Genomic DNA, 20,666 nt, shown 5'->3' on the forward strand with positions numbered 1-20,666 from the left:
GGCCACGGCATCGGCTGCATCGACATCGCCGTCTCCATCCACCCCGGCAGCCAGGACGAAGACAACGACGACTGCTGCCACACCGTTCATGATCATGACAGGCACCATCAGATCATGAACCGGAGCCACCCATCCGAGTTAACCAGCAGAGTCCTGTACCGCTTCAAAATCCGTACAGGCGGCCTGACCTCGGGCTATGGCTGTGGAGGTCAATTAAGCTTGAGCGAGCGCTTAACTATCTTGAGTGGGTGCTCAACCGAGACTCTAAATGCGCTGCATCATCGCAGCTCAAGGCGTCAGGTCGAATTTTGAAGCGGTACAGGGTCACCCAGCTCGGCCGTAACCTCGTCATGGACCTGCGGGACGCGGGCAGTTCAGCGAAGTTCCTGATCCGTGACCGAGACGCCAAGTTCACCGCGGCCTTCGACGCCGTGCTGGCCGGTGCCGGAGTACGCATCATCAAGAGCGGTGTACGTATGCCGCGGATGAACTCCATTATGGAGCGCTGGATCCAGACCTGTCGGCGCGAGCTGCTGGACCGGACCTTGATCTGGAACCAGCGCCACCTCCTGTATGCGCTGCGGGAGTTCGAGACCTTCTACAACGAACACCGGCCCCACCGGACTCACAGGCTGGCCCGCTTCGACCGCTCTCCGATCCCGACATCGACTCGGCCTCGATCACCCTGTTCGACGTCCGCAGACGTGATCGACTCGGAGGTGTCCTGAAGGAGTACCGGCACGTGGCTTGACCTGGCCGGATGATTAATCGGCACCCGCAGTGCTTCCCGCTTGCTGTATCTGATCTTCGTTCGGGTTGCGGGCTTGCTGATGTTGCTGGCTCGCAGCGACGCCTCCAAGGATGCGGAGATCCTCGTACTTCGGCATGAGTGGGCATTGCGCGAGTTGATGCCCCTTTCGTCCTTTGCCTTGGGGAAGGCGGGCTGGTCAGGGCGTTATGAGCCGGGCTGGGGGCGTGGCTGAGCGAACAATCCTGGCTCGTTCTCGACGAGAATGCCCTGGTTGACCAGGCGCTCGAGCTTGGCGCGGATGTTCTCGGTGTTCTTCTTCACGATGGGCAGGTCCAGCGCCTCGCAAAGGTCACGAGCTCGTAGTGGGCGGCCGAGGTCGGCGAAGACGTCCAGAATCTGCCGGTAGGCGGGGTGGTCGGGGACCGCGGGAGGCGGTGTGGCCGGCTCGGATCCGGGTTCGTCGGCGAGGGACAGCAGGGTCTTACGGGTGATCCGCAGGTGCTCGATCGCTTCGTGCAGTTCGCCGAGGTGCGCGGCCATGGCGTCAATCTGCGCCTGGGTCTGCTCGATCTGACCGGTCAGGGCCCGCTCGCGGGCGTCGATCTTGTTCAACAGCCACGTGCCGGGGTCCGGTTGCTGTGCATCTGGCCTGGTCATGTCGACCGCCACGACGGTGCGGGGGCGCGGGTCAGCCGGCGGGACATCACGTCGCTCATCGCCCAGTACACCCGTGATTCGGAGCTGGCCGGCAGGTGTTCATAGTCGCGGACCAGGCGCCGGTGCTGCATCAAGGTGCCGTACGTCTGCTCGACGATCCATCGTTTCGGCTGGGGGACGAATCCCTGGTCGGCGGGGTTGCGTTCGACGATCTCCACGTCGATCCCGAGCCCGGCCCCATGGTCGACGACCGTGTTCTTGAACCCCTGATCGACCAGGGCTTTGGTCACCGTGCCGGCGGTCTGGGCTGCGACCCGGTCCAGCAGAGCGGTCCCGGCGGTGTTCTCGTGCGCGGAGGCGGCCAGCACAACCACCGCGATGACCAGGCCGAACACGTCCACGGCCAGCCCTCTCTTGCGGCCCGGCACCTTCTTGGCCGCGTCCCTGCCCGTCGTGGTGGCGGGGACCCCGGCCGCCGCGTGGACGCTCTGGGTGTCCAGCACCACCAGACTTGGATCGGCTAGGTCGTGTTTTAGAACTGGGGTATGTGCCTCGCCCCGCGGCGTGATGATCTCGGTGTGGGGCGAGGGGATCTTTCGGATGACCAGTGGGCGGTGTTGGTGCCGCTGTTGCCCGTGGCGGTGACGGGCAGGCCATCGGTGTGTCGGCGGCGGTTGATCGATGGGATCCGTTGGCGGGTGAGGACCGGTGCCCCGTGGCGAGATCTGCCGTCGGAGTACGGGCCGTGGCAGACGGTCTACGGACTCTTTCGCCGCTGGCAGCGTGAGGGTGTCTGGTCGATGGTGCTGACCGGCCTGCAAGCCCGGGCGGACGCGGCCGGGCTGATCACCTGGGAGGTCAACGTCGACTCCACGATCTGTCGGGCCCACCAGCACGCGGCTGGTGCCCGCCGTGAAGGCCAGGAGCAGAAGGAGCCGCCGGGCGGGATCCGGACCGAACCCGATGACCACGCTCTGGGTCGGTCTCGCGGAGGTTGGACCACGAAGATTCATCTGGCCTGCGAGCAAGGGCAGCGTCCGTTATCACTGCTGGTCACGGCCGGGCAGCGTGGAGACAGCCCTCAGTTCAGGGCTGTCTTGGAAGCTATCCGGGTTCCCCGCCTTGGGCGGGGTCGACCCCGCGTCCGTCCGCTGAGGGTTCGAGGTGACAAGGCATACTCCTCGCGCGCGAACCGCTCGTACCTTCGTCGGCGCGGGATCCGGTGCACGATCCCGGAACCGGCCGATCAGGCCGGCCACCGCCGACGCCGGGGAACGGCCGGCGGGCGGCCTCCGGCCTTCGACCGCGAGGACTACAAGGGTCGGCACGCGGTCGAGTGCGGCATCAACCGGTTGAAACGGAACCGGGCAGTGGCCACCAGGTTCGACAAGCTCGCGGTCCGCTTTGAGGCAACCGTCCTCATCGCCGCGATCAACGAATGGCTGTGACCTGCCGTACCTGTCAGCTCCCATGCCATCCTGATCGTGGTCAGGTCAGCGAGCCGAGGGGAGACAGCCTCGATGGGGGCCGCGTATTACCGCGCCGAAAGTGAGAACGGCGACCACATCGACGACCCGTCCGAAGACGCGCTGTTCATGCTGATCGACGACCTCAACGGTTCAGACAACACCTTCGTCGTCATCCAACCCGACGAAGACGACCCGGTTTGGTTCGCCTCCGTCGCGGTCCTGGAGGAAGGCGGCTACGAAGTCATCCGCCGCGACACCACCCGTCGCGAACACGACGTCGCCATGCAGACCAGCATCGACCAGATCGCCCGTGACCTCACCATCTGGATGGCCGCCCGCGACTTCCCCGGACGGCCCACTCAACACACCAGCAACTTCTAAAACACGGCCTAATCGTCCCTTCTGCTCCCGCACGTGCCAGCGCAGCAGGTCGTGGATCTTCTGGGCGGTGCCGTCGTCACGCCACTTGGCGAAGTAGTAGTAGGTGGCGCTGCCGGGCGGCAGGTCGTGCGGTAGGTAGTCCCACTGGACGCCGGTCCGCCCCTGGTAGAGGAGCGCGTTCACGATCTCGCGCATCTCGTATTTGCCCTGGTGGCCACTGACGGAGCGATGCGCGGCCTTCCACGCCGTGATGATCGGCTCGATCAACGCCCATTGCTCGTCGGATAAGTCGCTCGGGTAGGGCTTGCGCTCACTCACCCGGCCATCCCAGCACATCCGAGCCCACCACCCGGCGGTAACACTACAAATCCACTCGATCACACTGTGACATCATGAACATCAACTCACACAACGCCCTCTGAGAGCCGTAGTCCCGCCACCCGATCGGGTCGGCGAAATTGATGTCATAGATGCGCCAGCCTCCCTCCCTCTTCGCGTTGAATATCGCCAGGCCCGCCTGATTGATCACCTTCCCCGTGACCGCCTGTTGAGCGTCGGGGTACCCGCTGCCGTGGTCACAACCGGGAACCGCATCGAGGATGGCCGCCTGATCGGCGATGGTGTGGTGGCCGATGATGCGGATGGGCTGCCGTCTTCGCGCCGCCCGGCGGCGACGCGAAGGGGGCAGTGGGTGTGGGTCCAGACCGCGCCGCGCCAGCGCTGGATCTTGACTTTGAGCAGGACGTTGTCGCGGGGCGGGTGCTGTTTGCGACCTTGGCTGTCCGGGCCCCGAGCCTGCCCGGATGCAACGGATGCAGTTGGACCGGGCTGTCGATTTCGTTGGATGCCATCCATCGGATTGATGAGGCCCGGCATCGGGTCCATGGCCGAAGAAAGGATGCGTCATGCCGCAGTACCTGATTCTGATCTACGATGACGAGGCCGTGCGGGAAGGGGCGAGGCCGGAGGAGTTCGACGGCCTGCTGAAGGCGCACGAGGAGTTCGTCGCCGCCAACGCCGCGGTCATCCGTGGCGGTCAGGCTCTTCGGGGGGCTGACACCGCGACGTCGATCCGGTCGGACTCCTCCGGCGGGTTCGCCGTTACCGACGGCGCGTTCGCCGAGACCAAGGAGGTTCTGGCCGGCTACTACCTGATCGAGGTCGCGCACTTGGACGAGGCGCTGGCTGTGGCCAAGCAGGTGCCGGCGCCCTTCGGCGGGGTCGAAGTGCGGCCCATCCGAGTGTTCGAGTGATGGACGCCGCTGGGCACGACCGTGACGAGGCCGGCTGGGGCCCTCGGTGGTCCGACGGCGCCTCGGTCGCAGCCTCGGCGGCCGACGCGCACCGCCGCGAGTGGGCCTTCGTGCTCGCCGCGACGGTGCGCGTCACGCGCGACCTGGATCTTGCCGAGGAGTGCGTACAGGATGCCTACGCCCAGGCGCTGACCGCGTGGTCTCAGCGTGGCGTGCCGGCCAAGCCCGGGGCATGGCTGACCACGGTCGCCCGGCGGCGAGCACTGGAACTGCTGCGCAGGGAGGCGACGATGCGGCGCCGCCTGCCGTACCTGCTCACGGAGCACACCGAACCGGGGCCGGGGGACTGCGACGACCCGGCCATCCCCGATGACCGGCTAAGACTGATCTTCACGTGCTGCCACCCCGCGCTGTCGATCGAGGCTCAGGTAGCGCTCACGCTGCGGTTGCTCTGCGGGCTCACCACAGCCGAGGTGGCGCGCGCGTTCCTGGTCGGAGAGGCCACGATGGCGGCGCGGATCACCAGGGCCAAGAAGAAGATCGCCGCCGCCTCCATCCCCTACCGGGTCCCCGCAGCGGACGAGCTTCCAGCGCGCGTGGATGCCGTCCTCACCGTCGTGCATCTGTTGTTCACCACAGGGCACATCGCTCCCGCAGGGATGGCGCTGATCCGCCGTGACCTTGTCGAACGCTCGCTCGAACTGGCCCGCCTGCTGCGGACGCTGCTGCCTGACGATGCGGGCGTCGCGGGTCTGCTCGCTCTCATCCTGCTTACCGACGCCCGCCGTGATGCCCGGGTAGATACGGACGGCCGACTACTCCTCCTGTCCGAGCAGGACAGATCACGCTGGGACAGGCTCGCGATCGACGAGGGTGTCGCGCTGGTCAGGCACGCCTTGCGACACCGGCCACCTGGCCGCTTCGCCCTGATGGCCGCCATCGCGGCTGTGCACGCCGAGGCGCCCGACTGGCAGGAAACCGACTGGGCCGAGATCCTGGCACTGTACGACCTGCTGGTACGGCTGTGGCCCTCTCCCGTGGTCGCGCTGAACCGCGCGGTCGCCGTCGGGTTCGCCCGTGGTCCCGAGGCCGGCCTGGCCGCGCTCGACGTGCTGGCCGCGGAGCCGCAACTCGCCGGGTATGCCTACGCCGCCTCCTCGCGCGGCGCCTTTCTGGCCAGGCTTGGTCGGGTCGTAGAAGCGCGCGTGGCCTACGAGGAGGCTCTGCTTCTCACCGAAAACGCTGTGGAACGGGCCTACCTGGCCGCCCGCCTCCACGAGCTGACCGAAGGCGAGCCGTCCTGGTGAGAGCCGGGTTCCCAGGCAAAGGATGGTTATCGCGAATCGCGCAACCGTGGCTCGCGTCGGTGATCTTGGTGTACGGCCTGCCAGGACGGCGTGCAGGTCGTAGGTGAGTCCGTCGGCAAACTGCCGCAGATGGCACGCCGTCATCGCGGACGCTGTCGATCCAGTTGAGTAGCCGATGGCCTGCTGCGCGGTCACGATCGGATGACGTTGATGCTCCGGTGGAGGGCACGGGCGTTGCGGAGCTCCTGCGTCTTGCTCACGAACACGGTGAGGTTCCGCATGTCCGCGAGCGGGGACAGATCAATCGTCTGCGCCGTGCCGTCGAGGCTGATGCTGTCCAGGGCTGGCAGAGAAGAGAGCGGAGCGAGGTCGCTGATTCCGCTACAGCCGTACAGGTTGAGATAGCGAAGGCGGGAAAGGCCGGCGAGCGGGCCGAGATCGGTCACGGCGGTGTGCTGGAGCCCCAGGATGTGAAGGCTCTGCTGGCCGGCCAGCGGGGCCAGGTCCTGTACGTTCCGGCATCCCCACAGATTCAGCTCGCTCAGGCGGCGGTCACTCAGTGGGCTCAGATTGTTCACCCAGTCGCAGTGCCTGAGCGTGAGGTCGTCGAGTCTGGGGACGGCCTGGACGAGTGCCGTCAGGCCGCCGTCGATCGTGGAGTCTTGCAACGATACGCGGTCCAGCTTGGGGAAGCTCGCGAAGAACGCCGGATCCCGTGGCAGCTGTGCCCGGTAGAGGGCGAGGCTTTGCAGCACGGCGTGGCGGGTGATGGGGGCGAAGTCTCGTACTCGGTTCAGGTCCTCAAGCAGCAGCGAGTCCAGGGGCGTGATCGTGTCCAAGAATCCCAGGTCGGTGAAGTCGACTCCGCGTAGCTTCAGCTGCCTCAGTTTGGGCAGCCTGGAGAGCACCTCGAGGTCGACCTGTCGTGCGGGGCTGAAGTGGATCCAGAGCCAGTCCAGTTCGGGGTGGCAGGCGAGATCCTCCAGGGAGGCGCCGCCCACTTCTCGCAGTGCCAACCAGGACAGCGGCGGAGCCGTCCGGAGGAAATCCAGGCGGTCGACGGGGCAGTCGACGTCGACCGCATCGACCTCCCTGAGTCGCCCAAGGCCACCGAGTAGCCGGGGGTTGTCGATGTCCAGGCGCCTGTTCGACGGCGTGACCTCGGCGAGGACCTTGGCCGCGTAGGTGTCGGGATCGAAGTAGCTCCAGCCTGTGATCAGCTCTCTCTTGACGTCCGTCCTGGTGTCACCGGCGTATCCGGTCAGCTTCAGCAGCGCCTCGGGGCCGTTGATCAGCCAGCAGGTGCGCACGGTCGCGACCGCCTTGGCCGTTGATAGTCCGCGCAAGTCCTCCGGCAGGCGATGGAGCGCCTCCTCACCGGCCAGAGCCAGCGACCTGGCTTCAGCGTCGTTCCTTGGCGGTATCACCTCGGCCAGGCAGGCGTCGATGCTCTCCCGCAGGTCAGCGGGAAGCTCCTGGACGGTCTCCAGGCATCCCGCCACCAGCAGCCGCAGCCGCCGGGCGTACCGCCTGTCTCTCTCCGCCCGGTCCAGCAATCCTGCGAGGAGTTCGCGGCGTACCGGGGCATTCGCGTGGCCGGCGGCCATCACCACCGTCTCGCGCCACTGGTCCAGATGCGCCCGCTCGACCAGCGGTTCCACGTCGGCGTCGTCGGCCGCCTGCTTGGCGGCGAGATACTCCTGCACGGTGCGGTGGACGAAGTCGATCCGTCCCGTGACCGGCTCTCTGATCACGCCGCTGCGCTGGAGTAGGTGGTCCAGGACGGCCTCGGCCGTGGCGTCGATGCGGGGCATCGACGCCACTTTGTCGGCGATCCGGCGAAGCGCGGTCGCCTTGGACAGTTCAGAGCGACCCCAGACCGAAAGCTGCCAGGCCAGGTCTTGCAGGATGCGGATCGTCTGTTCGGGTTCGAGCGCGACCTCGGCGGCAATGCCACGCTCAATGTCGCGGCGCACCAGCAGCAGTTCGAGAGCCGCCGCGTACAGCCCCATCCGGTTGCGCGGCAGCTGCGTGCCGCGGTCCAGATTGAGCGCGCAGAGCATCGCGGCCAGCAGCGGGGTGGAGGCGAGCGCCTGCAGGTGTCGGCCGCTCTCCAGCCTGGCCAGCAGCGCGCCCTGGTACTCCTCCAGCTTCGATGGGGTGCACGGCAGGCTCCTGGAGCCCTTCATCGCCAGGTGCCAGTGCCGTACCAGCTCATGCAGGTCGTGCGGTGTCATCGGCTCCAGCAGCACCGACTCGAAGCCCTCTTCCTCCAGCCATCGCGCGTCCGCGGCGGTAGGGCGGGAGGTCACGACGGTCCTGATATTGGGGTAGGCGGACATCAGGCCGCTGAGCCACTGCCTGACGGCCGGGCGATGTCGCACGGCCAGCTCGTCAACACCGTCGACCAGGAGCAGTGCCCGTCCGGACTCCAGGATCCGGTGGGCCCACCCCGTGGGCATGCGCCCGGCCAGCGGGCCCACGACATCGGCTATGAAGTGCTCCGGCCCTGGCAGGACTCCCGTGTGGTGACTGCGAAGCTTGATGACGAACGGGACGTAGCCATTCCACTCGGCCAGCTCATCCACGAAGCCACCGCGCGCCGCAGTCACCGACAACCAACGCAACAGCGTGCTCTTGCCCGATCCGGCATCGCCTCTGAGCAGGACCCTGGGGGCACGTCCGAGGGCACTTTCGGCGCGCACTGTGGTCATGCTGTGCTGGGCGGGCGCGTCGGTCAGGTCACCGAAGCGCATGTGTTCGTGGTCGGGCCTTCGGCCCTCGGCGGAGACGCTCAGGCTGATGTACGCGATGCTCAGCGTGGCCCGCGGCCGGTAGTTGTCCACCCGGACGCCGAACAGTTCGACCTCGTCCATCGTCCGGCTGATGTGCTCGAGATAGCGGCGCTCGAACTCAGCGTCATCCTGGACTCCCGACGGGGCGTCCAGAGTGCGCGTGGGCAGCTTCGCCAGCACCGTCGAGACCTGCCTGCCCAGCTCGTCGAGCTGCTCGCCGAGCCGGGCCGTTCTGCCGAGCAGTTCGGTGACGACTCTGGGCAGGTACTGCGGGAGCTGCTGCAGGATGCGCACCACGCACTCCACGCACTCTTCGAGCAACACATCGTAAAGCTGCCCGCCGGCCTCCCCGAGTTGGGGACGCGGGTCGGCAAGTCCCTGGCGGATCCGCCTGGTCAGCAGGATCGGATCGGCCGCAGCGTCGAAGACGGCCCGGTCGGAGAAATCGGCCCGCTTGAGGGTGTCCACGGCCTCCAGCAGCGCGGCGACCCTGCCGCTCTCGGACAGGCCGCCGTATTCCCGCTCGACAAGCGTCATCAACCGCCGGTCCACTCCGTCGGCGATCGCCTCCACTTGGCGCTGGAAGCTTCGTCTGACCAGGCGGTCGGGGAGCTCGCTCCTGATCAGCGTGGTCAGGTCCGAGTTCCGCTCGGCCTGGGCCGAGCGGACCGACAACCATTCCTGTGCGGCGCGCTGGGCGACGGCCTTCGCCGCTGCGGCGGCCGCGGCTTCCAGTGCGGGCATAGCACTCCTCGGATGTGGGGATCAGCTCAATGATCGCCACAAATGCCGGGAAATGTGAGCAATCCCCCGCTCTCCATGATGGAGTTTGTCCCCGGTAACCGGATACTGCTTGTGACGATGCGGGCCCCGTGATGTAGCTCAGGACTGTCCTGCGGCATAATCCCGCACACTCACCAGGTGCACGTCCCAGCCTTTGGCATGCGCGTCGGCACGGGCGATCCTTTCCTCCTCGGAGCACTCAAGGTGCGCGAACCCGCTTTCCACAACCCGCAGTCGGGTGTGGTCGCCCTCTACGCTGAGGGTGAACTCCACCTGCAGTGAATTTCCCTCGTCCGACTGGGCACCTTCCGGGTAATCCCAGCGGAAGTTCTGGGATGAACCGGATCATGGCGATACGGCCGTCTTCGCGTACGTCGAGTTACGGAATCGCGATCAACGATCATGCGCACGCCGTCACCATCCGTCACTGCTTCACGGAGCTTGATCCAGATCCCGAGTTGTTGCGGCAGCGTTTGTCGGCCTCACGGTTCATCCCCAGTTCCCGAGCCACATCGGCACAGGACCGGCCCGTCGTCCGGACCAACCTCACCGCGTCCCGCTTGAACCTCTCGCCGAACTTCGACGGTCGTGCTACCCGAAGGCTCCCCTCCATAGACCACCAAGGTCCATTGTCGGGGATGTCCACACCACAGAGGGAACCTCAGGTGAGCAGCTCGAACACCTGCTGAGGTGGCGCGGCGACGAGGGCCTCCTAATGGATGGACGTGCCGGCTGCTTGTGCTTGTCGGCGGGCGCCGTCTGCGGGGCTGCCGAACGGGCTTCCACCGCCGACCTCCAGGTAGTCGCGCAGACTCGTCATGTAGTGCTGCCAGCTGCGGCTGCACATGCCGAAGCACTCCAGGTCCTCGCTCAGGCCTTGGTGGCGGAAGACGAGCTCAGATGTGTCGCCGTCGACCGGGGTAATGGTGAACGTGGGCCTGGTGCCGATCCAGTCGGGCAGGAAGGGGCAGTCGATGACGGTCCATCGCACCGACGTCGGCCGGGTCGCCTCCTCGACGTGGATCACGAGTGGCTCGGGGGCGTTCATGAGGAACTGGAGCTCGCCGCCGGTCGCGCCGGAGCCGGTCGCCGGGTTCCACCATGCCGCGAGGCCCGTGAGAGTGGTGAGCGCGTCGAAGAGGACGTCAGGAGAGGCTTTCACCCGCACGGTCGTCTGGTAGTCCGCAGTGCTTGTCATGGCCAGGTCCTTTCAGTTCGAATGCTGGTTGTTGTGGCGTGGGACAGGGGCAGGCCTGTCAAGGTGGTCGCTTAGCGCCTGGAGACGGTCGTCCCAGTCGTGGGCCAACGCTGCCAGGAATTGCTGCGCGAGCTGCACGGGCGCGGAATGGAGCCGGTAACGCACTCGCCGCCGCTCGCCGAGTTCGGGGGTCACCAGACCCGCGTCAGCCAGCAAGACGAGGTGTTTGGCGATCGCCTGGCGCGTGATCGGGAGGCAATCGGCCAGATCGGTGGCAGTGGCCGGACCTTGTGCCGCCAGCCTTGCCAGGATCGCTCGCCGGGTGGGGTCGGCCAGGGCTTGAAAGACCTGCTCCGCGATCGCCTCGATGTCAGGCGGCGTCAAAGTGGCCGGCCAGGGCATCGAGCTTGCTCACCCATCCCTCGGCGTGGCTTTCGTAGGCCTTGCGCCGGAAGCCGTCAGGCAGTTGTGCGAACCCGGTCTCGACGACCCGCAGGCGTGTGCCGGAGCCAGCCGCTTCGAGGGTGAACTCGACGTAGGTACGGCGCGGATCATCGTCGGCAAGATCGGGGAGCCGCCAGGTAAACCCGAACACCACCGGTTCCTCGACCCGTTCGACCCGCATGTCGACAGTGAGCCCGCTCCTGACTGTCATCTGGGCGGCTCCGCCGGGTCGCAGGTCGATTGTCGCCCTTTCCCCGAGCCAGGACGACAGGCCTTCGGATGTGGTGAGCGCGGCCCACACCTGCTCAGGCGGGCTCTTGAGCTCCACGCTCCGCTCGATCCGGTCGGGGAATGCCATCGCAGCCTCCAGTTCATAGCAACCAACCAGTTGCTATTGTATGGCAACCGGTTGGTTGCATCAAGGTCTGGGGGGCTCCTCCCTGCCGGGCCTCGGCGAGGCGGATCTCCCTCCCTGTCCGGCAGGCCGCGGGCCTTCTCAAGGAAGACCCGGCACCGCCCAGGAATAAGAGGCCGCAGCCACCACGGCGCGGGCAGCGGGAGCGACGCTGCGGGGCGTTCGCGTCTTCGCGGTCAAGGGGGCACGGGGGTACATCGGCGCCACCGCGCAGGAGCTGGAACATGGGCTCAGCCGTCACCGTCCCTAAGCATGGTGGTGGTGGCGTTGGTGGTGGTGCCACGCGAAGCCTGTAATGCTACGAAACCGAACACCACGCCACGAGCTGCGGCGAGGTGGTGTCTGCGGTAGCGGGGCATTGAGCATCTGCTCAGCGCTCGCTCAGGTGATGATGATCAGCGCGCCGGTGAGCACCGGGTCAAGGGTGACCCCACTACGCGCCGCCCCGGATCCCATCACCGGTCCAGCTGGATTGGCCAACCTCGACATACGCCGACGAGGCCGGGTTTGGCGCTGGCCTGGAACAAGACCGAGCTTCCTCACGTGCCCTATTTCAGACAGGAGCCGCTCAAGAACGACCTCACCACCCCTCGCCCCGAACCTCGGGGTGGCTCACCGATCCGGGGAAGGCGACCAGCCTGCGGCGGTGTGGACGATGGCGAGAAAGATCGTAAGGTTGGGGACGTCGTAGGTGTGGTGGTTCGCCCACGAGGAGAAGAGCGTGTTCTTCTTGTGAAGAGTCAGACGGCCCTGCGTGATCGGTGTGCCGTCGAGTTCATCCCAGGGAAGCAGTTTCCGCTTCCGGACAATCCCTTCGGGGCTGACGGACAGCGGGCCGAAGGCGACGGTCTCCCCAGCGACGAAACGCTTCACCAATAAGGGCAGCAGATAGTCGTTCACCACTTTCTGCTGAAGGATATCAGCGAGGTCCTCAATATTCCGGAACCGGTTGTCGTAGGTGAAGCGGCCTCGGTCCACGGTCTCAACGGTCACGGCGTGGGCCGTCGCGTGGTGCGCGCCGTTGATGTAGAGCTCGGTCACGGCGCGGCGGATCCCGGTGATGCGCTCAAGGGGCAGGACGTACACCCGTCCGATCCGTGTCTCGACAAGGCCGCGTTCACAGACATAGAGCCGTCGGCCGATCGACAGAACGCGCGGCAGAATCGCCCACGCCAGCACCGCGGAGCCACCGGCGAGCAACGGCATGTACAGCGCCTCCCCGGTGCCGACGACGACAGCGCAGAAGAGCATGAACGCCCCGAGCAGAAACCTGCGCCAGTCCCAGTAGTGGAACCCTGTCGAGAGCCACCGCTCGACCGCCCCCAGACCCTGTCCTTCGGCCTCGGCCCTGACCTTCACCAGTCCTGTCCACAACGCCACCATCGTTGCACCCCATCTCATGCCCGATTCATCACTCGATGGCCTTCGCTTTTGACTCGGGCAGGCGACGGCTCGGCGCCCAGCGACGCACGACCGTAGGGGTCTCTGCCCGGTGAACGGCGACACGGCGAGAGTACGGCGTGGTGGTGCGTGATCCAGTGGCGCGGAACGCGCATCACTCCGCTCTACGGTGATCCGCACACGGAGCGAACGGGAGAACGACATGCGAGTCAGAACTGTGGCCGTCATGGCCGGGATGACATTGGCGGCAAGTCTGCTCGAGGCAGGCCCCGCGGCGGCGGTCCCACCGTCGGTGTACTACACCAAGCCTCTGGTCACCGCCTTGGAGGCGGGCACCGCGACGTGTCCCGGATCCGACCAGTGGTTCGAGGACAAGGCGGCGAACATCGGCTGGACGTACACCAACGGCGGCCACGCATGCGTCGAGGTGTTCTACGGCGTCCGCAACGTGGCGCAGTCGTGCGACTTCTTCTTCTACGTTCCCTACAACCACGCCACCGGCATCGTGCGGTTCAAGATCAAGACAGGGGCCGGTTTCGGCAGGCCGCGTACCGAGGATTCCGCGCCAGGTGAGGGCATTGGCGTGGATGAAGAGCCGCGTACCGGCTGGTGGTACATCGGCACCGGGAACAAGGTCGTGGGGATCAGTTTCACGGACGCCAACGGGCAGCCGTTCAGGAGCAAGAAGATCGGCTGGGGTACGGATCCAGAGCATGGGATCAAGCAGGTATGTGACACCAAGCCGAATTCACTGGGTTAGCCCGGCCAACCGGGTGCGGACCACGGCGAGCCGGCGTTCGGCCTCGGGCAGGAAGAAGGGGTCGAGCAACGCCCGGTCCTCTTTCAGGCGTCGTTCGGCTTCCTCCTGTTCCTGTCGTACCAGTTCGAGCACCGCCTGGCGGCCTTCCCGGTAGCCCTCGCGGACTGCTGCCTCCCGCTCTACCGCGATCATCTCGTCGAAGGCCGCCGTCTCCAGGTCGAGCAGGTCGCGCATGCCGGAGGCGCCCAGCGTGAAGGCCAGCGGCCACAACAGCGCAGCGGCGTCGGCTGGGTGGATGGGGATGGGGAGGAGGGCGTAGGAGGCCGTGAAGATGGCCACGAAGCCTGCGGCGGTGGTGGCCCGCTGGAGGCGGGTCAGGTCCCTGACGTACATGACCGCCAGCGGGCTGGCGAACAGCGGGAAGTGCAGGAACGGCAACCTGGTCAGCCCGCCGGCCACCAGGTTGGCCATGAGCGCCGTCGCGACCAGGGCGTCCACCGCGCCGAAGGCCAGCGCGGCCGCCAGAACCCGCCCGTGCGCCGCATCGCCGTTGACGACGATCTGCCGGTGGCACCACCAGGCCATGACCAGCCCCGTGAGCATGAGGAACACGCTGGCCGGCAGAGGCACCGCGTCCATCGTGGGCCAGGAGTGAGTCAGGCTGCCGACCGCACCCAGCGCGATCATGCTCGGACCCGGGTCAAGGGAAGGGATGCGGGCCTGGTCGTCCTCGGGCAGGGTCACCAACTCGCTGCCGATCCGCAGCTCCTGCCGCTGCGCCAGCGGCCTGGGTTCCGGCACGGTCACCACGACGAGATCCCGGGGCGCCAGCCGTACCAGGGCGGTCTCCAGCATGGACACCTGCCGGTGCGACAGCAGGAGGGAGGCACAGCCCCCCTCGGTGCGGAACCGCACATCCCTGGACAGGTCCGGGCTGGCCAGGTTGTGGCGCTGCTCCCAGCGCAGCAGCGCGGCAGACAGGTAGTCGGCGTGGCCGGTGGTCTGCTCCGCGAGTTGCTGACGCCAGGCGGTCAGCGGCGAGCCGACCGGCTTGCCCGGTACGGCCAGCAGCGGCCAGGTGCGGGTCAGCAGGTCGATCACGGTGTCGGCACCCACCGCGACGCTGTGGCGGCCGGCCAGCTCCGCCTGGCCGCGTGCCGCCTCACGGTCGGCGAGAGCCTGATGCAGATGCCGGTGGATGTGCAGCTCCAGGTAGCGGGCCAGCCCGAGGCCGACCGCCACGGTGAAGGCCGGCCAGAGAAAGGGGGAGATGCTGTACGGCTGCCCCGTGGCCAGCAGCACGGCGTTCGCCGAGACCCCGACCACCGTCGGCACGGCGAAGGCGCGCACACCCTGAAACAGCGCCCGCTCGAAGGCCAGCGGCGAGGCGATGAGCGCGGGGGCGTCCACCGGATCGCCCATCGCAGCCGACCAGACCGCGACATCGGCCGCGTCCAGGGCCAGCCGGAGCCACAGGGGGAGTCGTGAACCACGGCGCATGCACACGTAGAGAGCCAGGTCGTAGACCACGCACACGACGCAGGCGGTCAGCGCGACCGGCAGGCTGAGCCGCTTGCTGGTCACAGCCATGACACACACCGCGATCCGCACGGCCAGCCGCATGTTGAGGAAGAACCGGTTGGTCGTGAAGCTCGTGGTGGCGGCGGCGACCTGGACGAACGACGGCAGGTTAGCCATCGCCACCCGGCAGCCACCGGGTCTTGACCCGCGTGGCCCATTGCAGGAACCGGGAGATCTGCGGCAGCGACGGCAGTTCCTGGTGACGATCGGGAATGCGGCCGTCGGAGGTCATCGCGATCAGTTCGGCCTCCTGGTTGAAGTCACGGCGTAATCGTTCCCACCCGCGCGAGCGAGGGTTCTGCCGTTCGGCGATCGCGGCTCGCAAGTCTCTCTCCAGAGCATGCCGTACAGCCCGGTTGACGTGACTGCGGCGGGAGACCCCGTGTCTTATCGCCTCTTCGGGGTCGGTCGGGTCCGGGACGGCCTTCCTCGGGTCCCGTACGGTCTCCAGCAGCACAGCGGCGTCCGACAGCTCGCTGCGGTGATAGAAGTAGTCGGCTCTGGCCTCTTTCATCCTGTGGCGGATGGCTCCGTTGAAGAAGTGGCCGGTGAGAACGATTACAGTCGCGCGCGAGCCGCCGGCCCGGATGGCTTCCACGACCGCGACGCCGGGGAAGTGATCGTCCTCGCGGCGCTCGTCGGCGGCGTCCACGAGCGCCACATCGATCTGTCGCCAGTCGGGCCAGGCGAGAGCCCGTCGGTGGTCCAGGGCTGCCGTCACGTTCACGTCGGGCGCCGAGGAAAGAATGGCTGCGAGGCCGTGACGGCTGATGTCGTCGTCGTCCACGATGATCAACTGGCGCACGCGGTCATTACACCATGATTCGGTTAACCTGCGAAGTGCCGCCCGCGTGACAGCACTCACCGTGGGCAGCGGAACATTCGCCCCCGTCCGTCAAGAGGTCATCGACTACACGGTTTCCGGTCGGCGCATCGTGTGGCGGTGGTTGAACGACCGGACCATCCAGCCTCGAAACAAGCGTCGGACATCGACCCTCGACGACATCACGCAGGCCGCCTGGAACCGTGAGTTGACACTCGAATTCCTGGCGCTTCTCTCCGTCCTGACCGGATGCGTCCTGATGTACCCCGAGCAGGACCAGGTGCTGACCGACGTGTGCTCGGGGCCGCTGATCGGCCAGGCCGACCTTGCCGCCGCTGGCGTGCTCCCGGTCCCGGAATCAGCGACGAGGCCTGTGGGTGCCGAAAATTGGTCCACCGATGTTGAGCTGGTGTTATCCCGATCCTGATCACCATCATTTGAGCGAGCGCTCAACCTGGTTTGATCAGAAGCTCAACTGTCGGGCTGGTGCCGCTTTGTCGCTGCAGGGCAAGCACTGTGTTTGAGTTTCGGGGCACTATGCGGCGCCGTCTGTTCCTTTTCCGAATGCGCCAGCACGATGGTGGCGTCCAGATCCACCGGGATCAGAGCGCCGCCCGCGCCGGGAGCACGCCCGCCAGCCAGCTGCCACACCCGCTCACGCGCTGCCGCCCGGGCCTTACGGATCAGCCGCAGCGCCTTCGGCCCGTCCTGTGCTAACGCGCTGACCAGCCGAGACACCGTTGGATCGGAGGCCACCGGTCCGGACAGCTCCGGGAGGACCTGAGCACCGCCACGTTCGCCAGGCAGTCCCCGCCCAGCGCGAGCATCACCACCAGATCTGTGATGATCTTTCCTGGATCATGCGCCGTGCGAGGCCGCCGCCACCCCGACAGGGCCTGTGACAGGCCGCGCGCCAGGCCGCTGACCCGCAGGGTCTCCACCAGCAGCAGCCCGCCGGCCTGACAGACGATTCCCTGCCCGTCCGAGGACACCACGATCTTGCGACTGGAACCGATAGTCTTCACGTGAAAAGTGCTCCGGAACTCGGCACGGACAGGACCTTCGACAAGCCCTATCCTCCCAGTTCAGAGAGCACTTTTCCCATGTAAACGATCAGATCCCCGCTGTCCAGGCGAAAGCCCGAGGTTAGTGGCCAGATCCACGTGGTACCCATGACCGGCCAGCGCCTCGACGAGTTCACTGCCGATCGCCGGATCGTCCTCCACCACGAGCACCCGCGAGCTGATCTCCCAACCCTGCCACAAGGCCACACTTCCCGAACATCGATGTCTATCGGGTGCCGCTAAATGGATAGATGACACAGAGCGACTAACAAGTCACATTCGGGTGGTATCGCCTACTCACCCCTGGAGAGGCCTATGTCGCTGACCACGGCCGATGTGACGCATGTGCTTCTCGCCCTGACCCTCCTGCTCCTAGCCGCCCACGCCGTTGGGTACGTGTTCGGGATGCTCCGCCAGCCGCCCGTGATCGGTGAGATCATCGGCGGCCTTCTTCTTGGGCCGACCCTGCTGGGCGCGATCGCACCGGGGTTCAGCCAGTGGATCTTCGCCTCCAGCAAGGTGACGTCGAGTGTGCTGGGCGCGGTCTACCAGATCGGGCTTTTGCTGCTCATGTTCCTTGTCGGCACCGAATTGCGGTTCCGTGCGACCCGCGGGGAAGTACGTACCGTCGCACTGATCACATCGATCGGCCTGGCCGTGCCCTTCGCGGTCGGCCTCGCGCTGGCGAGCCTGCTGGACACGAAGCGGTTCGCGGGACCGGCTGGGACGCCGGTGGCGCTCGGCCTGGTCTTCGGTATCGCCGTCGCGGTCACCAGCATCCCGGTCATCTCCAGGATCCTGATGGACCTGCAGCTTCTGGAGACGCCGTTCGCCCGCCTGGTCTTGTCCGTCGCAGTACTGGAAGATGTCGCGCTGTACGTTGTCCTGGCCGTGGTACTCGGCATCGACAACGGCGGCTCGCAGGGCGTGTTCGGCCTGTGGTCGCTGGGGGACACCGACGACGTCACGCTAACCGTGACGTACTACGTCGTCGCCAGCCTGGTCTTCCTAGGCATCGCGCTCGTGCTGGGGGCGCGGACGGTCTTCTCGCTCGCCAACAGCAGGTTCAACCTCATCGAGCGGCGCAACCCGACGGCGTTCCGGCTGCTGGTTCTGTTCACGGCGGTGCTGGCCTGCACCGGGCTGGGCATCAACCCGATCTTCGGCGCGTTGATCGCGGGTATCGCCTGCCGTAAGGCGGACGGCGGACCCGAAGCGGCCGTCAGCACCGTGACCTGGGCGCCGCTGAAGCAGTTCGCCCAGGCGTTCTTCATCCCGGTCTACTTCGCGGTCGTCGGCCTGAAGCTTGACCTGCTCCACAACGTCGACTTCGTGTTCCTCGGCTGGTTCTTCGCGCTCGCATGCTTGACCAAGGCGGCCTCGGTCTGGGTCGCGGCGCGGCTCGCTGGAGAGGACCGGCGGTCGGCGGTCCAGCTCGCCGTGGCGATGAACGCTCGCGGCGGGCCTGGCATCGTATTGGCTACCGTCACCTTTGGCGCCGGGATCATCAACCAGATGTTCTTCACCGTGCTGGTGCTGTTGTCGATCGTCACTTCGCAGATCGCTGGCTACTGGCTCGATCGCTCGGCGGTACGGCTGCGAGTGAGCGGGGTTGCGGCGCCCCAGCCCGATCCAGCCGGTCGTCCAGCTGATCTACCGCTGCAGAAGCACCCACGAGCGTGATGGCGCTCAGCAGGAGCAGGCCGATCGCGACGGCGCGGCGGGGGCGCGGGGCCGGGGCCAGCAGCGCTGCCGCCCGCCGGGCGACCTGCCCGTCGGTGGCCGGGAGACTGACCTGAGCAACGCCGGAGTCAGGGAGCGCGGATCGTAATGCCGCGGCCTTAGCCGAGAGCCGCGCGGGCCACCAGATGACGGTTGCCGACCTGGCGTGCCGCGGCCTCGTCCGCGGCACGCTCCACCGCGAACCGTACTGGGTGAGGCCTGTAGTCTGCACGTGGAAAGTGCCCCTTGAACTGGCGTGGACTGGTCTCTAGACAAGCCCGATCCTCCCAGCTCAGGCACTTTTCTCATGTCAACGGTCACTCTGCCCATCGCTCCAGGTGAAAGCCCGAGGCTAAGGCCGCAGGACGCCTGGCCGGGCCCGCCACGGTGTGGGCGCTGCGGTGAGCACTCGCCTTAGGTACTTCGCGTCATGGTGGGCGGGCCTTGTGAGGTGCCCTGGGTTGGATGGGAACCGGGGGATAGGCTGTAGCCCCCACGCCCACCACATCACCTCCTGCTGGGTGTGGTCGGTCTGCCAGTCTGGCAGGAGACGCCCGAAGCGGCCGTTGACCACGTGCGGTGCTGCTTGGGCCTGCCCGAGGAGATCGAACCCGACCATGGGGCGAGCCGTACGGCCAAATGGCATCGCAACCAGATCCGGGCCCGCCAGGGCGTGCTCTACGACAAGGACCGGGCGCGGGCTATCGCCGCTGTTGCCATGGAAAAGGCAGCGCTACAGAGATTGAAAGGCTGAGGTGACACGGGGTGGTTGCGTGTCTGCTGGCAGGCTCGGGAGTATGCCGGTGGGATGCTTTATCCGGATGGTGGTGGCCTGACCCCGCTGCGCGAGCCAAACGTGAGCAGATCCGTTTGGAGGCGGCCGGGTTGTTCGCCGTGGGCCTGACGCCGCCGCAGGTGGCCAGGAAGCTGCGCATCTCGCGTAAGTGCCTACGCCTGGCACAAGAGCTGGAGCACCGCGGGCGAGCAGGCGCTGATGTCGAAAGGCCCGGGCGGGCAGCACTGCCGCCTGAGCCAGACTCAGGTGGAGCGCCTGGAGGCCGCGTTGGATACCGGACCTGCCGTGTACGGGTGGACCGAGGATCAGCGGTGGACGCTGGCCCGGGTCAGCGTGCTGGTCGGCCGGCTGTTCCACGTCTCCTACACCCCGCGCGGGATCTCCTACCTGCTGCATCGGCTGGGCTGGAGTCCGCAGGTCCCGCAGCGCCGTGCCGCTGAGCGGGCTCGGCCAGGTGCTCCGCGCCCGGCGCGGCCAGGGCGAATTCGGGAAGGTACTTCACCACCGGCGCGTCGAGGTCCAGCAGTCCACGGTCGACCTGCTGCAGGACCAGCGTGGTGGTCAGGACCTTGGCGACGGAGCCGAACAGGAATCCGGTGTCTTCGAGCATCGGTGCGCCGGTGGCGAGGTTCGCGGTGCCGTGGGCGACGACGATCTGCTCGCCGGCGTGGTAGACGCCGGCGACGAATCCGGGGACGTTGTTGGACTCGCAGTAGGCGGCGGCCTGCTCGCGGATCTGGGCTTCGACGGTGCGCAGTGCGTTGTCGTTCATGCGAAACATCGTCGAACCCTGCCCCTGGGGCAGGGTCAAGCCCGGCACAGAAAATCGGTTCGTCATGCGCTACGTCACGCCTGGCGCTCAAGCCTTGCGGTCGTCACGCCCTCCGTGGCACGGACGCGCGCGGTCGCGCGGCCGGTCCGGGACGTGATCGAGGCTCGCGTGCACACGCTGATCGCCGACCTCGCCTCCACTCCCGCCCGCGGAGTGGGCGGCCGTGCCGAAGAGCATGTGGCGAGCATGAACTTGGCCATCTTCGTCTCTCAGAAGAGAGTCGAGAATCGAGAA

21 protein-coding genes and 1 pseudogene are annotated in these 20,666 nt (G+C 66.8%); 9 read left to right on the forward strand and 13 right to left on the reverse strand.

The features are described 5' to 3' along the window. Window positions 1–350 precede the first annotated feature (350 nt). Window positions 351–728, forward strand: a complete 378-nt coding sequence (locus tag ACIBHX_RS51590; RefSeq protein ID WP_397076310.1) for an integrase core domain-containing protein — start codon at window positions 351–353, stop codon at window positions 726–728. 227 nt (window positions 729–955) lie between these two features. Here the strand turns inward: ACIBHX_RS51590 and ACIBHX_RS51595 are convergent, their stop codons facing one another. Together ACIBHX_RS51595 and ACIBHX_RS51600 are read right to left on the reverse strand one after the other, a co-directional pair. Beyond that, window positions 956–1,408 (reverse strand): hypothetical protein, encoded by a 453-nt coding sequence (locus tag ACIBHX_RS51595; protein ID WP_397076311.1) that lies wholly within the window; start codon window positions 1,406–1,408, stop codon window positions 956–958. Continuing rightward, entirely contained in the window at window positions 1,405–1,914 is a 510-nt protein-coding gene (locus ACIBHX_RS51600; protein WP_397076313.1) for a transposase, read from the reverse strand. The genes ACIBHX_RS51595 and ACIBHX_RS51600 overlap by 4 nt, the downstream gene beginning before the upstream one ends. A gap of 39 nt (window positions 1,915–1,953) precedes the next feature. On the opposite strand from ACIBHX_RS51600, the gene ACIBHX_RS51605 reads away from it, so the two are divergent. After that, window positions 1,954–2,856 (forward strand): IS5 family transposase, encoded by a 903-nt coding sequence (locus ACIBHX_RS51605; protein WP_397076314.1) that lies wholly within the window; start codon window positions 1,954–1,956, stop codon window positions 2,854–2,856. Window positions 2,857–3,027: 171 nt separating this feature from the next. Here ACIBHX_RS51605 and ACIBHX_RS51610 read toward each other — a convergent pair whose 3' ends face one another. Continuing rightward, window positions 3,028–3,576, reverse strand: coding sequence for a transposase (locus tag ACIBHX_RS51610; RefSeq protein ID WP_397076316.1), 549 nt, complete (start codon window positions 3,574–3,576; stop codon window positions 3,028–3,030). A 587-nt stretch (window positions 3,577–4,163) separates the two neighbouring features. Here ACIBHX_RS51610 and ACIBHX_RS51615 point away from each other — a divergent pair. After that, on the forward strand, window positions 4,164–4,511 hold the full coding sequence (locus ACIBHX_RS51615) for a YciI family protein (protein ID WP_397076318.1): 348 nt from the start codon (window positions 4,164–4,166) through the stop codon (window positions 4,509–4,511). Next, complete coding sequence (locus ACIBHX_RS51620; RefSeq protein ID WP_397076319.1) at window positions 4,511–5,818, forward strand: RNA polymerase sigma factor; 1,308 nt, start codon at window positions 4,511–4,513, stop codon at window positions 5,816–5,818. Before ACIBHX_RS51615 ends, ACIBHX_RS51620 begins: the two co-directional genes overlap by 1 nt. 191 nt (window positions 5,819–6,009) lie before the next feature. On the opposite strand, the gene ACIBHX_RS51625 is transcribed toward ACIBHX_RS51620, so the two are convergent. From ACIBHX_RS51625 to ACIBHX_RS51650, 6 genes are all read right to left on the reverse strand, one after another. Beyond that, window positions 6,010–9,357 carry an NACHT domain-containing protein gene (locus ACIBHX_RS51625; RefSeq protein WP_397076321.1) on the reverse strand — a complete coding sequence of 1,116 codons (3,348 nt, stop codon included), beginning with the start codon at window positions 9,355–9,357 and terminating at the stop codon, window positions 6,010–6,012. 463 nt (window positions 9,358–9,820) lie between these two features. Beyond that, window positions 9,821–10,009: a transposase gene (locus ACIBHX_RS51630; protein WP_397076360.1), complete on the reverse strand. Its 189-nt coding sequence runs from the start codon at window positions 10,007–10,009 to the stop codon at window positions 9,821–9,823. A 99-nt stretch (window positions 10,010–10,108) separates the two neighbouring features. Beyond that, a complete protein-coding gene (locus tag ACIBHX_RS51635) occupies window positions 10,109–10,594 on the reverse strand; it encodes an SRPBCC domain-containing protein (RefSeq protein ID WP_397076323.1) in 486 nt (161 codons plus the stop codon). A gap of 12 nt (window positions 10,595–10,606) precedes the next feature. After that, a complete protein-coding gene (locus ACIBHX_RS51640; RefSeq protein ID WP_397076325.1) occupies window positions 10,607–10,996 on the reverse strand; it encodes an ArsR/SmtB family transcription factor in 390 nt (129 codons plus the stop codon). Further along, window positions 10,965–11,396: an SRPBCC domain-containing protein gene (locus ACIBHX_RS51645; RefSeq protein ID WP_397076327.1), complete on the reverse strand. Its 432-nt coding sequence runs from the start codon at window positions 11,394–11,396 to the stop codon at window positions 10,965–10,967. The genes ACIBHX_RS51640 and ACIBHX_RS51645 overlap by 32 nt, the downstream gene beginning before the upstream one ends. 669 nt (window positions 11,397–12,065) lie before the next feature. Next, on the reverse strand, window positions 12,066–12,836 hold the full coding sequence (locus ACIBHX_RS51650) for a DUF6585 family protein (protein ID WP_397076329.1): 771 nt from the start codon (window positions 12,834–12,836) through the stop codon (window positions 12,066–12,068). Between the two features lie 220 nt (window positions 12,837–13,056). Between ACIBHX_RS51650 and ACIBHX_RS51655 the strand changes: the two genes are divergently transcribed. Next, complete coding sequence (locus tag ACIBHX_RS51655; RefSeq protein ID WP_397076330.1) at window positions 13,057–13,614, forward strand: hypothetical protein; 558 nt, start codon at window positions 13,057–13,059, stop codon at window positions 13,612–13,614. Here ACIBHX_RS51655 and ACIBHX_RS51660 read toward each other — a convergent pair. Both ACIBHX_RS51660 and ACIBHX_RS51665 read right to left on the reverse strand, forming a co-directional pair. Next, a complete protein-coding gene (locus ACIBHX_RS51660; RefSeq protein WP_397076332.1) occupies window positions 13,603–15,312 on the reverse strand; it encodes a hypothetical protein in 1,710 nt (569 codons plus the stop codon). The genes ACIBHX_RS51655 and ACIBHX_RS51660 overlap by 12 nt on opposite strands. Further along, complete coding sequence (locus ACIBHX_RS51665; RefSeq protein WP_397076334.1) at window positions 15,305–15,991, reverse strand: hypothetical protein; 687 nt, start codon at window positions 15,989–15,991, stop codon at window positions 15,305–15,307. Before ACIBHX_RS51665 ends, ACIBHX_RS51660 begins: the two co-directional genes overlap by 8 nt. On the opposite strand from ACIBHX_RS51665, the gene ACIBHX_RS51670 reads away from it, so the two are divergent. Then, window positions 15,984–16,445 carry a type ISP restriction/modification enzyme gene (locus ACIBHX_RS51670; RefSeq protein ID WP_397076335.1) on the forward strand — a complete coding sequence of 154 codons (462 nt, stop codon included), beginning with the start codon at window positions 15,984–15,986 and terminating at the stop codon, window positions 16,443–16,445. The two genes, ACIBHX_RS51665 and ACIBHX_RS51670, sit on opposite strands and share 8 nt — an antisense overlap. 286 nt (window positions 16,446–16,731) lie before the next feature. Here ACIBHX_RS51670 and ACIBHX_RS51675 read toward each other — a convergent pair whose 3' ends face one another. After that, on the reverse strand, window positions 16,732–17,043 hold the full coding sequence (locus ACIBHX_RS51675; protein WP_397076336.1) for a transposase: 312 nt from the start codon (window positions 17,041–17,043) through the stop codon (window positions 16,732–16,734). 354 nt (window positions 17,044–17,397) lie between these two features. On the opposite strand from ACIBHX_RS51675, the gene ACIBHX_RS51680 reads away from it, so the two are divergent. From ACIBHX_RS51680 to ACIBHX_RS51690, 3 genes and pseudogenes are all read left to right on the forward strand, one after another. Beyond that, window positions 17,398–18,765 (forward strand): cation:proton antiporter, encoded by a 1,368-nt coding sequence (locus ACIBHX_RS51680; RefSeq protein ID WP_397076338.1) that lies wholly within the window; start codon window positions 17,398–17,400, stop codon window positions 18,763–18,765. A 562-nt stretch (window positions 18,766–19,327) separates the two neighbouring features. Next, window positions 19,328–19,558, forward strand: coding sequence for a hypothetical protein (locus ACIBHX_RS51685; protein WP_397076340.1), 231 nt, complete (start codon window positions 19,328–19,330; stop codon window positions 19,556–19,558). Window positions 19,559–19,798: 240 nt separating this feature from the next. After that, window positions 19,799–19,984: pseudogene (locus ACIBHX_RS51690) on the forward strand (DNA-binding protein); the annotation flags it as partial. Here the strand turns inward: ACIBHX_RS51690 and ACIBHX_RS51695 are convergent. After that, window positions 19,929–20,438 (reverse strand): serine hydrolase domain-containing protein, encoded by a 510-nt coding sequence (locus ACIBHX_RS51695; RefSeq protein WP_397076341.1) that lies wholly within the window; start codon window positions 20,436–20,438, stop codon window positions 19,929–19,931. The pseudogene ACIBHX_RS51690 and the gene ACIBHX_RS51695 overlap by 56 nt on opposite strands. Window positions 20,439–20,666: the final 228 nt, after the last annotated feature.

The organism is Nonomuraea sp. NPDC050536, assembly GCF_044457685.1.
GTDB lineage: Bacteria > Actinomycetota > Actinomycetes > Streptosporangiales > Streptosporangiaceae > Nonomuraea.

What these genes read in the sequence shown, in the direction of transcription:
- ACIBHX_RS51620 (WP_397076319.1), top strand. Translation starts at nt 4,511, where the DNA reads ATGGACGCCGCTGGGCACGACCGTGACGAGGCCGGCTGGGGCCCTCGG.
- ACIBHX_RS51630 (WP_397076360.1), bottom strand. Translation starts at nt 10,009, where the DNA reads ATGGAGGGGAGCCTTCGGGTAGCACGACCGTCGAAGTTCGGCGAGAGG.
- ACIBHX_RS51650 (WP_397076329.1), bottom strand. Translation starts at nt 12,836, where the DNA reads ATGGTGGCGTTGTGGACAGGACTGGTGAAGGTCAGGGCCGAGGCCGAA.
- ACIBHX_RS51660 (WP_397076332.1), bottom strand. Translation starts at nt 15,312, where the DNA reads ATGGCTAACCTGCCGTCGTTCGTCCAGGTCGCCGCCGCCACCACGAGC.
- ACIBHX_RS51590 (WP_397076310.1), top strand. Translation starts at nt 351, where the DNA reads ATGGACCTGCGGGACGCGGGCAGTTCAGCGAAGTTCCTGATCCGTGAC.
- ACIBHX_RS51655 (WP_397076330.1), top strand. Translation starts at nt 13,057, where the DNA reads ATGCGAGTCAGAACTGTGGCCGTCATGGCCGGGATGACATTGGCGGCA.
- ACIBHX_RS51635 (WP_397076323.1), bottom strand. Translation starts at nt 10,594, where the DNA reads ATGACAAGCACTGCGGACTACCAGACGACCGTGCGGGTGAAAGCCTCT.
- ACIBHX_RS51670 (WP_397076335.1), top strand. Translation starts at nt 15,984, where the DNA reads ATGATCAACTGGCGCACGCGGTCATTACACCATGATTCGGTTAACCTG.
- ACIBHX_RS51640 (WP_397076325.1), bottom strand. Translation starts at nt 10,996, where the DNA reads ATGCCCTGGCCGGCCACTTTGACGCCGCCTGACATCGAGGCGATCGCG.
- ACIBHX_RS51595 (WP_397076311.1), bottom strand. Translation starts at nt 1,408, where the DNA reads ATGACCAGGCCAGATGCACAGCAACCGGACCCCGGCACGTGGCTGTTG.
- ACIBHX_RS51615 (WP_397076318.1), top strand. Translation starts at nt 4,164, where the DNA reads ATGCCGCAGTACCTGATTCTGATCTACGATGACGAGGCCGTGCGGGAA.
- ACIBHX_RS51625 (WP_397076321.1), bottom strand. Translation starts at nt 9,357, where the DNA reads ATGCCCGCACTGGAAGCCGCGGCCGCCGCAGCGGCGAAGGCCGTCGCC.
- ACIBHX_RS51645 (WP_397076327.1), bottom strand. Translation starts at nt 11,396, where the DNA reads ATGGCATTCCCCGACCGGATCGAGCGGAGCGTGGAGCTCAAGAGCCCG.
- ACIBHX_RS51695 (WP_397076341.1), bottom strand. Translation starts at nt 20,438, where the DNA reads ATGACGAACCGATTTTCTGTGCCGGGCTTGACCCTGCCCCAGGGGCAG.
- ACIBHX_RS51680 (WP_397076338.1), top strand. Translation starts at nt 17,398, where the DNA reads ATGTCGCTGACCACGGCCGATGTGACGCATGTGCTTCTCGCCCTGACC.
- ACIBHX_RS51605 (WP_397076314.1), top strand. Translation starts at nt 1,954, where the DNA reads ATGTGCCTCGCCCCGCGGCGTGATGATCTCGGTGTGGGGCGAGGGGAT.